The sequence below is a fragment of the Rhizobium sp. R86522 genome, assembly GCF_042466255.1.
Lineage (GTDB): Bacteria > Pseudomonadota > Alphaproteobacteria > Rhizobiales > Rhizobiaceae > Allorhizobium.
The window spans coordinates 3,108,996-3,121,924 of the sequence record NZ_JAXHBX010000001.1 but is presented as its reverse complement, the minus strand read 5'-3'; the positions used below and the strand labels follow the sequence as shown (position 1 = coordinate 3,121,924).

Annotated in this window: 11 protein-coding genes; 10 read left to right on the top strand and 1 reads right to left on the bottom strand. The window is 60.5% G+C overall.

The window, feature by feature from the left end; translation table 11 throughout:
* The first annotated feature begins 117 nt into the window (after nt 1-117).
* On the top strand, nt 118-939 hold the full coding sequence (locus SJY08_RS15110; protein WP_156322945.1) for a WecB/TagA/CpsF family glycosyltransferase: 822 nt from the start codon (nt 118-120) through the stop codon (nt 937-939).
* 125 nt (nt 940-1,064) lie between these two features.
* On the top strand, nt 1,065-1,964 hold the full coding sequence (folD, locus tag SJY08_RS15105; RefSeq protein ID WP_377276652.1) for a bifunctional methylenetetrahydrofolate dehydrogenase/methenyltetrahydrofolate cyclohydrolase FolD: 900 nt from the start codon (nt 1,065-1,067) through the stop codon (nt 1,962-1,964).
* A 22-nt stretch (nt 1,965-1,986) separates the two neighbouring features.
* On the opposite strand, the gene SJY08_RS15100 is transcribed toward folD, so the two are convergent.
* Nucleotides 1,987-3,012 carry a substrate-binding domain-containing protein gene (locus SJY08_RS15100; protein WP_300890551.1) on the bottom strand — a complete coding sequence of 342 codons (1,026 nt, stop codon included), beginning with the start codon at nt 3,010-3,012 and terminating at the stop codon, nt 1,987-1,989.
* A gap of 280 nt (nt 3,013-3,292) precedes the next feature.
* Between SJY08_RS15100 and SJY08_RS15095 the strand changes: the two genes are divergently transcribed.
* The 8 genes from SJY08_RS15095 to SJY08_RS15060 all read left to right on the top strand — a co-directional run bounded on the left by SJY08_RS15095 (nt 3,293) and on the right by SJY08_RS15060 (nt 12,860).
* A complete protein-coding gene (locus SJY08_RS15095) occupies nt 3,293-4,645 on the top strand; it encodes an ABC transporter substrate-binding protein (protein ID WP_054150826.1) in 1,353 nt (450 codons plus the stop codon).
* A gap of 92 nt (nt 4,646-4,737) precedes the next feature.
* Entirely contained in the window at nt 4,738-5,979 is a 1,242-nt protein-coding gene (locus tag SJY08_RS15090) for a carbohydrate ABC transporter permease (protein WP_054150825.1), read from the top strand.
* 14 nt (nt 5,980-5,993) lie between these two features.
* Complete coding sequence (locus SJY08_RS15085) at nt 5,994-7,157, top strand: carbohydrate ABC transporter permease (protein ID WP_069042253.1); 1,164 nt, start codon at nt 5,994-5,996, stop codon at nt 7,155-7,157.
* A 36-nt stretch (nt 7,158-7,193) separates the two neighbouring features.
* Nucleotides 7,194-8,849 carry an alpha-glucosidase gene (locus SJY08_RS15080; RefSeq protein WP_069042252.1) on the top strand — a complete coding sequence of 552 codons (1,656 nt, stop codon included), beginning with the start codon at nt 7,194-7,196 and terminating at the stop codon, nt 8,847-8,849.
* 14 nt (nt 8,850-8,863) lie between these two features.
* On the top strand, nt 8,864-9,952 hold the full coding sequence (locus SJY08_RS15075) for an ABC transporter ATP-binding protein (protein ID WP_377276648.1): 1,089 nt from the start codon (nt 8,864-8,866) through the stop codon (nt 9,950-9,952).
* A 155-nt stretch (nt 9,953-10,107) separates the two neighbouring features.
* Nucleotides 10,108-10,515 carry a hypothetical protein gene (locus SJY08_RS15070; protein WP_054150821.1) on the top strand — a complete coding sequence of 136 codons (408 nt, stop codon included), beginning with the start codon at nt 10,108-10,110 and terminating at the stop codon, nt 10,513-10,515.
* Between the two features lie 123 nt (nt 10,516-10,638).
* Nucleotides 10,639-11,343, top strand: coding sequence for an SDR family oxidoreductase (locus SJY08_RS15065; RefSeq protein ID WP_377276645.1), 705 nt, complete (start codon nt 10,639-10,641; stop codon nt 11,341-11,343).
* 185 nt (nt 11,344-11,528) lie between these two features.
* Nucleotides 11,529-12,860 (top strand): tlde1 domain-containing protein, encoded by a 1,332-nt coding sequence (locus tag SJY08_RS15060; protein ID WP_377276643.1) that lies wholly within the window; start codon nt 11,529-11,531, stop codon nt 12,858-12,860.
* Nucleotides 12,861-12,929: the final 69 nt, after the last annotated feature.

The following is a 12,929-nucleotide window of genomic DNA, read 5'->3' as shown; positions in this document are numbered from 1 at the left end:
GCGTGGCCTTATGGTGAACGCCGCGTTGATCATCTCATGAGAATTGTAGCGCGGAGCTTAACCTGAATTTTAGCGGTGACTGATAGGTTCTGGGCATCGATCCTTGGGACCCCTTCCATGCCAGCTTCGTCATTTTCTGCAGTGAGAGAGCCTGACGACGTCGTTGGCCCGGCTCCGCAAACGGTTGTCCCCGTACGCCCGATCCTCGACATGCCCGTCCACGACCTGGGCTGGAAGCCAGCGCTCGCCCTTCTTGAGGAAAAGCTGACCGAGGACACGGGCCTCACACACATCGCCTTCCTCAATGCCAACAATGCCAATGTGATGATGCGGGACCCCGATTACCGCGAGGTTCTCGGTCGGTGTCTGGTCCTGCCGGATGGCATCGGTGTCGATATCGCCGCGAAGTTCCTGCACGGAGACCGCTTCTCGGCCAATCTGAACGGGACCGATTTCGTCCCGGCAGCCCTGACCTTCATCACGAAGCCGCTCAGGGTAGGGCTGCTCGGAGCAACATCCGAGGTGCTGCAGGATGCCGCCAAGAACTTTCGCCTTCACACACCCTGGCACGAATTCGTCGAAATCTCGGATGGCTATTTCGACCGTGCCGATCCGACATTCATCCTCAAGCGCATTGAGCAGGCCCGCATCGATCTGCTGCTCGTCGCCATGGGCACGCCGCTGCAGGAAAAATGGGTCGACAGGCATCTGACCGGCGATCATGCGCGGGTCGTGATCAGCGTTGGCGCACTGCTCGACTTCGTCTCGGGACGTGTCCCCCGTGCGCCTGACTGGGTCCGCCAACTCAGGTCCGAATGGCTGTTTCGTCTTTGGCGGGAGCCTTCGCGCCTCTGGCGACGCTATGTGCTCGGCATCCCCGTCTTTCTCGCATATGTGCTGCGTCACCGGCTCAGTCAGCCGGCAACGATGTCCGGCTGACACCAGGGCCGCGAGATCCTGCACTTGCAATGTGCCGCATTTTGACAGCATAGGACGGCGACAGGCAAACGGCGCCTGCATGTTGGCGCTAGCTTGCTGCGAGTTCTAGACGGGGATTGTGCACAGTGACCACGGTAATCGATGGAAAGGCAGCCGCTGCTTCGGTGATTGAAGCAGTAACCTCAGCAGCGACGACGCTCAAGACCTCCGGCCATCGCAAGCCCGGTCTGGCTGTGGTCATCATCGGCAACGACCCGGCAAGTCACGCCTATGTCGGCGCGAAGAGCCGGATGGCCAAGCAGTGCGGTTTCAACTCGATCCAGCACACCTTGCCGGAGGAGACCTCTCAGGGCGAGCTGATGGCGCTGGTCGCCTCGCTCAATGCCGACCCCGAGATCGATGGTATCCTCGTCCAACTCCCGCTTCCCAAGCATCTCGACAGCGAGCCGGTGATCCAGTCGATCCTGCCGGAAAAGGATGTCGACGGCCTGCACATCGTCAATGCCGGAAAGCTTGCGACAGGTGATTTGAAGACGGGCCTGCTCTCCTGCACCCCGGCCGGTGCCATGATCCTTGTCCGCCAGATCCATGGTGACGACCTGTCCGGCCTGAATGCACTGGTGATCGGCCGGTCGAACCTCTTCGGAAAGCCGATGGCGCAATTGCTGCTGAATGCCAATGCCACCGTCACTATCGGCCATTCTCGCAGCCGCGACCTGCCGGAACTCGCCCGCCAGGCCGACATCCTGGTCGCCGCCGTCGGCCGTGCTGAAATGGTCAAGGCTGACTGGTTGAAGCCCGGCGCGACCGTCATCGATGTCGGCATCAATCGTGTTGCGGCTCCGGAAAAGGGCGAGGGCAAGTTCAAGCTGGTCGGCGACGTCGCCTTTGCCGAATGCAAGCCGGTTGCCAAGGCGATCTCGCCGGTTCCGGGCGGCGTCGGGCCGATGACGATTGCCATGCTGATGGCCAACACAGTGATCGCCGCCCATCGTCGGGCAGGCATGGCGGCGCCGCGCTTCTGACGGATCGTGCGGGGCGCCGTGCTCAGGCCGGCGCCGGTCCCGTCGAGGCCCGCACCACCAGTTCCACCTTCCACAATTCCTGCTCGGGCAAGGCTGGTTCGCTCTGGTTGATCATTGCAATCAGGCGCTCGCCGACCCGCTTTCCTGCTGCGCGCAACGACGAGCGGGTCGTGGTGAGGGGCGTCGAGAAGTTTTCCGGCTTCAGCAGCGGCAACTCGTCGTCATGGGCGATAAGCGAGATGTCGGTCCCGAGCTTCAGCCCGAATTCGTTCATCGCCCGGACGGCGCCAAGCGCAAGCACGGTACTGGCACACAGAACCGCGGTTGGACGATCCGGCAAGCCCAGGATCTCCTTCATGCCGCGATAGCCCTGCTCGTCGCCCATGAAACTGTGCCGGGTGTGCCGGGGATCGAGCAGGAGCCCTTTCTCAGCAAGCGCCTTCTCCGTTCCAAGTCGACGCCGATAGGCGAAGTCGAGCTCCGCCTGTCCATTCAGCAGGGCAATACGCTTATGCCCGAGCTGGAGCAGGAAGCGTGTCGCATCATAAAAGGCGCCTTCGTTGTCCACGTCGAGGAAGGGGTAGTCCAGATCGAGACCGGAGGATCGACCGTGCACGATGAAGGGCAGGGACAAGGATTTCGCCATCGCGATCCGCGGATCTTTCTCGCGCACATAGGCGAGATAGTAACCATCGACACTGCCGCTTGAGACGAGCCAGCGGATGGCCTGTTCCTCTTCTTCAGCCCGTGACGGCATGATGACGAAATGGAAGTCGTGGACGATCGAGGCTTCGGCGAGCCCGCTCTGGAATTCGGCGAAGTGCATGTCCGAGCTATGATCGGGCGAGATCGGCATGATCAGCCCAATGGATCCGGCCTTGCCGGTCGCCAGACGCTGGGCCGCCCGGTTCGGACGGTAGCCAGTCTCCTTTGCCGCCTGAAGCACGCGCCTGCGCGTCTCCGCGTTCACTTCCGGATAGCCGTTGAGCGCACGGCTTATCGTCGTCTGCGACAGACCGAGCATCTGCGACAATTCTTTGAGATTCACTGCTGGCATTCCTCTCCCGTGCAAGACCGCCAGTTGCCTCCGCAGGTGGTCAAAGCGCTTCGACTATGGCGCAGACGCCCGGTCGGCGACAAGAGAAAAATGCTTTAAATCAATGCAGATGCTGCTGGCCGTGCCAGGGGTTGCGCCAAAATGCGGCAGAACCAGAAAAGCGCTTGACTCAATACGGAACCCAATGGGATGAAATAGGGGCCAAAGCGCTTTGAGGATAATGCGCTGACCAAGGACGTTTGGCCGTCCGATGTGATGGGAGGTTAATCACATGAAGAAACTGTTTTTGATGACCGTGGCTGCTGCCGCGCTCGTTGCTGGCACGGCCGGCGCACAGGAATTGAAGTTCGCTCCCGGTGAAGATGCCAAGTTCAATTGGGCAAGCTTCGAGGAGCTGAAGAAGACCCAGCTCAACGGCGAACAGATCACCATTTTTGGCCCCTGGCTGGGCCCGGACCAAGTCCTCGTTGAAAGCGTTCTGGCCTATTTCGCAGCCGCGACCGGCGCGGATGTCCGCTACACCGGCTCTGACAGCTTCGAGCAGCAGATCGCCGTCGATCTGGAAGCCGGCTCCGCCCCGAACATCGCCATCTTCCCGCAGCCGGGCCTCGCGTCCGACATGGCGAAGCGTGGCTTCCTGACCGATCTCGGCGCTGAAAACGCATCCTGGCTTAAGGATAACTACGCCGCTGGCCAGTCCTGGGTCGATCTCGGCACCTATGCTGGCCAGGACGGCAACAAGGCCTTCTACGGCTTCCCCTTCAAGACCGACCTGAAGTCGCTCGTCTGGTATTCGCCTGAAAACTTCGAAGATGCCGGTTACGAAGTCCCGCAGACCATGGAAGAGCTCAAGGCTCTGACCGAGAAGATCGTCGCTGACGGTGGTACGCCGTGGTGCATCGGTCTCGGTTCGGGTGCCGCCACCGGTTGGCCGGCCACCGACTGGGTCGAGGACATGATGCTGCGCACGGCGTCGCCGGAAGACTACGACAAGTGGGTTTCCAACGAGATGAAGTTCGACGACCCGATCGTCGTCAATGCCATCAATGAGTTCGGCTGGTTCGCCAAGAACGACAAGTTCGTCGTCGGTGGTGCCGGCGCCGTCGCTTCGACCGACTTCCGCGACAGCCCGAAGGGCCTCTTTGCCTCGCCGCCGCAGTGCTACATGCACCGCCAGGCGTCGTTCATCCCGTCCTTCTTCCCTGAAGGCACGTCGGTGGGCGAAGATGCCGACTTCTTCTACTTCCCGGCCTATGCCGAAAAGAACCTCGGAAGCCCGGTTCTTGGCGCTGGCACGACCTTCACTATCACAAAGGACAGCAAGGCCGCTCGCGCTTTCATCGAGTTCCTGAAGTCGCCGATCGCCCATGAAGTCTGGATGGCCCAGAAGGGCTTCCTCACCCCGCACAAGGGCGTGAACCCGGAAGTCTTCACGGATCCTACCGTCCGCAAGATGAACGATATCCTGCTGCAGGCGACCACGTTCCGCTTTGACGGTTCCGACCTGATGCCGGGCGCCATCGGCGCAGGAAGCTTCTGGACCGGCATGGTCGATTATGTCGGTGGCAAGTCCGCGGAAGATGTTGCAAAGTCGATCCAGACAGCCTGGGACGGCGTCAAGTAAGCTGCCATAGAGCAGTACTGCCTCACGAGCGTCCGGGCTAAACCGCCCGGGCGCTCGCAAAAATCAGAAGGCATGCGGAGGGGGAGACCATCATGAATCCAGCGTTGCAGGCTCTGATCACGATCATCATCGGTGTCGGTGGATGTGTCGGTTATTTCTACCTGTCGAATATTTTTGTCGACAGGGTGCTGTTCCCCGCCAAGGGTGAGCACGCAGGGCGCAATATCAACCGCGCCAATATGATCCGCCCTTGGCTGTTCCTGTTTCCTGCCATTGTCGCCCTCGGCTTCTATCTGGTCTATCCCGTCATCGCCACGCTCTGGCTATCCGTGTCGGACCGCAGTTTAGGGGGAGCCTTCGTCGGCTTGGCCAATTATGAGCGGATGGCTGCTGAACCGAAGTTCTGGGAGGCGATCACCAACAATCTGCTATGGCTGATTGTGGTGCCGGCAGTCTCCACAGCCTTCGGCCTTCTGGCCGCACAGCTTACCGACCGCATTTCCTGGGGCAGCATCGCGAAATCGCTGATCTTCATGCCTATGGCGATCTCCTTCGTCGGTGCGTCAGTCATCTTCAAGCTGGTGTATGACACACGACCGGCGGGTGAGGAACAGATCGGTATCCTCAACGCCATCTGGCTGTCTTTCGATGGCGGATTTGGGGCGGTTCTGACCCTGCGTATCCTGCCGGCACTGCTGCTCCTCGCGTTCATTGCCTTCGTCGCCTATGGCATTTACCAGCTGTTGCGTCCCCTCGGCGGAGGAATCGGCCATCGTGGTGGAAGCTCGAAATTCGGTGTCGTGGTCCGCGTTGCGCTGACGCTCGCCGGTGCCTGGCTCTGCTATCGTGCGCTTGTCTCCATCTACACCGTCATGACCTTCGCCTATCCCTATGGCGAGCCGCAGACCTGGTTGACGATTCCGTTCTGGAACAACTTCTTCCTGATGGTCGTGCTGATCTGGATCCAGACGGGCTTCGCGATGGTCATCCTGTCGGCGGCCATTCGCGGCATCCCGGAAGAGACAATCGAGGCGGCCGTCATCGATGGCGCGAACGATTTTGAGATCTTCTTCAAGATCAAGATCCCGCAGATCATGGGAACCGTGGTCGTCGTCTGGACCACCATCACGCTCGTCGTTCTCAAGGTCTTCGACATCGTCTTTGCGATGACCAATGGCCAGTGGGAAACGCAGGTGCTTGCCAACTACATGTTCGACAAGCTCTTCCGGGCCAATGACTGGGGCATCGGTTCGGCAAGCGCCATGGTGATCATGCTGCTGGTTCTGCCGATCCTGGTCTGGAACGTCTACAACGCTCGAAAAGAAATGCGCTGAGGGGAGGCGGGATCATGGCAAAGATTGCAGGCAAGAAATCCGGTCTCGTCTGGGCCGTTCATCTCTCGGTCGTGGCACTGGTCATCCTTTGGCTGCTGCCGACCGCGGGCCTTTTCATCTCGTCATTCCGCACGGCGGACCAGATTTCCACCAGCGGCTGGTGGAGCTCGCTCTTCTCGCAGGAGCAGAACCTCGTCTTGAGAACGGCGGCTCCGTCCACCCAGCAGCAGGAAGGCAATCTCTGGGTCATCGAGGGCAATCTGCTCAGCGAAGGCGGTGCTTCGGCCGAAGCAGAGATCTCGGTCTGGGGAACATCCTCGCGTGCCATCAGTGAATACGAGCCCGGTGCGACCGCGCCAATGGGAGACAATGCACGTGTGACCGTCCAGGCCAATGGCGACTATCGTCTGGAAAGCGATGTCGAACTGACCGGAAGCCGCGGTGATCGCATCTTCGTCACGGCCGAGCTGCCGCCGAAGTTTACGCTCGACAATTACGAGACGGTCCTCTTTTCCGGCTCGACCACGGACTCCATGGCAAAAGCCTTCTTCAACACGCTGACGGTCACCATTCCCGCGACCGTCATCCCGATCGTGATTGCAGCCTTCGCTGCCTATGCGCTCGCGTGGATGGAATTCCCCGGCCGCGCTTTGCTGATCGCGGCCGTGGTAGCACTTCTGGTCGTTCCGCTGCAGCTCGCACTCATCCCGCTGCTGCGTCTGCATTTGTCGATCGGCATCGGCAAGGGCTATCTCGGTGTCTGGCTCGCCCATACGGGTTTCGGCCTGCCGCTCGCGATCTACCTCCTGCGCAATTACATGGTGGGGCTCCCGCGCGACATCATCGAATGCGCGAAGGTGGACGGTGCGACGGATTTCCAGATCTTCACCCGCATCATCCTTCCCCTATCGTTCCCGGCGCTCGCCTCCTTCGCCATCTTCCAGTTCCTCTGGACCTGGAACGACCTGCTCGTCGCCAAGGTCTTCCTGATCGATGCGACCGGCGAGACGACCGTGATGACGAACCAGATCGTCGAGCTTCTGGGCACGCGCGGCGGCAACTGGGAAATCCTGGCGACAGCCGCCTTCGTGTCGATCGCGGTGCCGCTCCTCGTCTTCTTCTTCATGCAACGCTACCTCGTGCGTGGCCTCCTTGCCGGATCGGTCAAGGGTGGCTGACGCCGGGTTTCAGACCAAGCCAACAGGAATATCTAAATGAGTGCAGATGCAAATCCCGTCATGACGCCCGACAAGGACTGGTGGCGCGGCGCGGTGATCTATCAGATCTACCCACGCTCCTATCAGGACTCCAACGGTGACGGCATCGGTGACCTGAAGGGCATCACCGCCCGTCTGTCACATATCGCCGATCTCGGCGCCGACGCGATCTGGATCTCGCCTTTCTTCGCCTCGCCGATGAAGGACTTCGGCTACGACGTCTCGAACTACGTCGACGTCGACCCGATGTTCGGCTCGCTGACCGATTTCGACGGCCTGATCGCCGAAGCCCACCGCCTCAACATCAAGGTCATGATCGACCTCGTGATGTCGCACTCGTCGGACCAGCACCCTTGGTTTGTCGAGAGCCGCTCGAGCCGCGTCAATCCCAAGGCTGACTGGTATGTCTGGGCGGATTCGAAGCCGGATGGCACGCCGCCGAACAACTGGCTGTCGATCTTCGGCGGGTCCGCCTGGCAGTGGGATCCAACCCGCATGCAGTATTACATGCACAACTTCCTGACCTCGCAGCCGGACATGAACCTGCACAATCCGGAAGTGCAGGATGCGCTCCTGGCGGCCACACGCTTCTGGCTCGACCGCGGCGTCGACGGCTTCCGCCTCGACACGATCAACTTCTACTTCCACGACAAGGAACTGCGGGACAATCCGCCGCTTGCACCGGAGCGCCGCAACGCCTCGACCGCACCGGCCGTGAACCCTTACAACTTCCAGGAACACATCTACGACAAGAACCGCCCTGAGAACATCGCCTTCCTGAAGCGCTTCCGTGCGCTGCTCGACGAGTATCCGGCGATTGCCGCCGTCGGCGAAGTCGGCGACAGCCAGCGTGGTCTGGAAATCGTTGGCGAATACACCTCCGGCAATGACAAGATGCAGATGTGCTATGCCTTCGAATTCCTGGCGCCGGAACCTCTGACGCCGGAAGTCGTGCGCAACACGCAGAATGCATTCGCAAATGCAGCCCCTGAAGGCTGGGCCTGCTGGGCCTTCTCCAACCATGACGTTGTTCGCCACGTATCCCGCTGGGGAGCAAACGTTCTCGATCGCGACGCCTATGCGAAGATGACCTCGGCGCTGCTGTTGACCCAGCGCGGCTCCGTCTGCATCTACCAGGGCGAAGAACTCGGCCTCACGGAAGCCGAAATCGCCTTCGAGGATCTCCAGGACCCCTATGGCATTCAGTTCTGGCCGGAGTTCAAGGGTCGCGACGGTTGCCGCACGCCAATGGTCTGGGACGATCATGCGACCCAGGCGGGCTTCTCGACGGCGCAGAAGACCTGGCTGCCCATCCCGGTTGAACATAACCTGCGCGCGGTCAACACGCAGTTTGGCAAGCCGGAATCCGTGCTCGAGCACTATCGTCGCTTCCTGGCCTTCCGCCGACAGTATCCGGCCTTTGCCAAGGGCGACATCACCTTCCACGAGGCAGGCGATGACCAGCTGGTGTACACCCGCGCCTTCGGCAATGAGAAGCTGCTTTGCATCTTCAACATGAGCGCCGATCAAACGTCGATTGCCATGCCATCCGGCGAATGGATCGCGCTCGAAGGCCACGGCTTTGACAGTGCAATCAACGATAACAAGGTAGAGTTGCCGGCTTGGGGCGCCTATTTCGCGCGCCACGCCTGACAGGGGAGGAAAGCATGACGGGTCTCGTTCTCAAGGACATCCGCAAAGCATACGGGCAGGTGAAGGTCCTGCACGGCATCGATCTGGAGATCAAGGAAGGCGAGTTCGTGGTCTTTGTCGGCCCCTCGGGCTGCGGCAAGTCCACGCTCCTGCGCATGATTGCGGGCCTTGAGGACATCACAGGCGGTGAACTCTATATCGACGGCCAGCTCGTCAACGATGTGCCGCCGTCCAAGCGCGGCATTGCCATGGTGTTCCAGTCCTATGCGCTCTACCCGCATATGACCGTCTATGACAACATGGCCTTCGGCATGCGCATCGCCGGGGAAAGCAAGGAAGAGATCGACCGTCGCGTTCGCTCTGCGGCGAACATTCTTCAGCTTGATTCCTATCTCGACCGCCTGCCGAAGGCGCTGTCCGGCGGTCAGCGCCAGCGCGTTGCCATCGGTCGCGCCATCTGCCGCGACCCCAAGGTCTTCCTGTTCGACGAGCCGTTGTCCAACCTCGATGCGGCCCTGCGTGTCGCGACCCGCATCGAGATCGCCAAGCTCAACGAGCAGATGGCGGACACTACGATGATCTACGTGACCCACGACCAGGTCGAGGCGATGACGCTTGCGGACCGGATCGTGGTCCTCTCGGCTGGCAAGATCGAACAGGTCGGTCCGCCGCTCGAACTCTATGAGCGTCCGGCCAACCTCTTCGTCGCCCGCTTCATCGGCTCGCCGGCCATGAACATCATGCCGGTGACCGTGATCGGCACGGGCGAGGCGACCCGGATCAAGTTGAAGGATGGCTCGGAAGTCACCGTTGATGTGGCGATCGCCGCATCGGAACAGGGCAAGTCCGCAAGCTTTGGCGTCCGACCGGAAGATCTTGCGATCTCAACCGGCGCGGAATTTCTCTTCGAGGGCAATGTGGACATCGTCGAGGCACTCGGCGAAGTCACGCTTCTCTATGTCAAGGGGCCGGTCGAAGAAGAGCCGATCGTCGTCAAGCTGCCCGGCATTGTCGATGTGAAAAAGGGGCAGACGCTGCGCTTTTCCGCAGACAAGACCAAGCTCCATCTGTTCGACGCCGATGGTCAGACCTACCGCCGCTGACCATAACTTGACCAATCTGCTTAAAGCCCTGTTATCCTTACCGATAACAGGGCTTTTTCGTGGTCAGGAATGGCCCTTGCGGCAACACCGACTGTTAAGTTGTCGCTGTTAGCTTTTTGCCCATAACAATTGACAAAAAGACGAGGGCAGAAACGATGAGAGCAGCAAGCGGCGGATCTCATTTCCTGAAGAAGGAGGAATCCTTCATGTATGACCGGGAGAACCGGTATCGCATGGAGGATACGATGAATGCCGGGCGCCTCGAATACACCGAGAACGGCATGTCCCACATGGCAGCGCGGCGTTGCGACGTCCTGCGCATATCGCTCAGCGGCGCGGTGATCGGACTGATCACGCAGGTCAATCTTCCCAAGGAGTTCTATCTCGATATTCCGGATGCGCGCATCAACAAGGTGGGTGCGGTGCTGATGAAGAGCTTTGCCAACAACACGGCCGAAATCCGTTTCCTGCGCCTGCTGACGCAGAAGGAGCTGGATCGCATCTTCGTCTTCTCCACCCATCCGGCGCACAAGGACCGCGTTCTCGACGTTCGCAGCTGGTAACCTGCGCTTCCACGAAATCCATCAAGGCCGGTGCCACAAACGTTGCACCGGCCTTCAGCATTTCTGACTGGACATCGCCGGGCTGACCTTTGATCTTCGCTCCCATCAAAGGGAGATACAGACATGTCCAGTCAGAAGGTCGCCATCGTCACGGCAGGGGGAAGCGGTATGGGGGCGGCTGCCGCAAGGCGCCTTGCCGTCGACGGTTTCAGGGTCGCCATCCTCTCGTCCTCCGGCAAGGGGGAGGCACTCGCCGCCGAACTTGGTGGCTTCGGGATCACCGGGTCGAACCAGTCTCCAGAAGACCTTGCACGCCTCGTGGACGGCACGATGGAGCGCTATGGTCGCGTCGATGTCCTGGTGAACAGTGCAGGCCACGGCCCGCGGGCCCCGATCCTCGAGATCACCGATGAGCAGTGGGCCAAAGGCATGGATGTCTATCTTCTCAATGTTATCCGTCCGACACGCCTCGTCACGCCGATCATGCAGAGCCAGAAATCCGGGGCCATCATCAACATCTCGACAGCCTGGGCCTTTGAACCATCTTCGATGTTCCCGACCTCGGCCGTCTTCCGCGCAGGCCTCGCGTCCTTTACCAAGCTCTTCGCCGATACCTATGCGGGCGAGAATATCCGGATGAACAATGTCCTTCCCGGCTGGATCGACAGCCTGCCTGCGACCGAGGAGCGGCGTGATGGTGTGCCGATGAAACGCTACGGTACGAGCGAGGAAATCGCAGCCACGATCGCCTTCCTCGCCTCGGATGGTGCGGCTTACATCACGGGTCAGAACCTTAAGGTTGATGGCGGGTTGACCCGTCACGTTTGAAACTATCTCGACGCCGCGCCCGGAAATGTCACAAAGGAGCTCCGGGCGTAAACCTCTTGGTTACCAAACTTCTTCATTCTTTAGGACAGCCGACAGGACGACCATCGGGCATCCTGTCCCAGTAAAGCCGGTTTCCGCTGCTAGGCGACCGGTTCTCCGAGTTTTGGTAAGCGAGTTCAGGTATCATGGCGTCCTTGACCCCTCAGGTCATCGGTGGCGATCGCGCCGCCGTTCAGAAGACAAAGTCGCGCAGAAATAAGCGCGGCTCCAGCCTGCCGACGGTCTTGGGCATCTCACTGGCCTGCCTCTTCTGGGGCACAGCAAGCCTCGCCGTAATCAAGGGACTGTCATCCTCCACAATCCAGGCACCGAGCGTGGTGGGCCACAGCCTGCCGAAGCCGGATCTCGCCCTGTCGAAGCCGCTTCCGCCCCGAACCGTGCCGGCACCATCGTCGGATTTCGCAGCCCTTGACGAGATGCGCCACCGCTTTGCCGAGGCGATCGCCGCCACCGACCATCTTGGCCTGCTGATGCTGCCTGCTGCCATGCAGCTTGCAGAGGTCGACAAGTCCGACCGCCTGCTGCTCGCCCGTGTGGAGAGCGTTGTCGGCGCACAGGACATTGCGGTGTTGCGCGAAGCGCTGGCTCAAGCGGAAGCGGGGCGTCAGCAGGCCGCCCTTGCGACTGCCGCCCATGAACGCCGCAGCGAGAGAGACGACGTTGATCCCGTCGTCACCGCCTCCATCACGAGGAACACGGCCGAGGCAGCACCTGTCGCCCTCGGCTATGCTGCAACGCCAAGCGCATCCGAAACGATGGCCGCGGCCGATCCGCGCGAAGAGCCCTTCGAGGAATTGCTCTCGGCACCCCATACAGAAGATCACGGTGCTCTGCCGGATGACGGCCCGGTTCCGGGTGCCAAGCCGCAGGCCAAACCGCGTGTCGAGCGCGTGCCGGCTCCGGAAGCGCCTGTTGCAGTCACCACGACTGAAAAGCCGAATAAAAAGACGCTGTTCGGCATGCTGGCCTACGCCAAGCCGGAAAATCCGATCACCACGGATGACGGGGCAGGGGGCATCTTCAACCGCAAGAATAGCCTGCCCGGTCCGGGAAGCCGCATTGCCGTCTACGTGATCGAGGATTCCGTCGTGCACATGCCCAATGGTGAAAAGCTGCGCGCCCATTCCGGTCGTGGCCACATGCGCGACAATCCCAAATATGTGCATGTAAAGAACATGGGGCCGACGCCACCCAACGTTTACAAGCTGCGCATGCGCGAAGCCCGTTTCCATGGCATCGAGGCCATTCGCATGAACCCCGTCGGCGATGCCAAGATGTATAACCGCGATGGCTTCCTGACCCACACTTACCTGCTGCGCCGTCGTGGTGACAGCTCAGGCTGTGTCGTCTTCGAAGACTACAATAAGTTCCTCAATGCCTATAAGCGGGGACACGTCCATACGTTGATCGTCGTGCCCAGCATGCGGGAACTGCCAAAATATATGGCGATGCTCTGATGAAAAGGCCCCCGCGATGATCTCGCGGAGGCCTTTTCGCTTTGCTTGGCGGAGCCTGCGGATACAGGC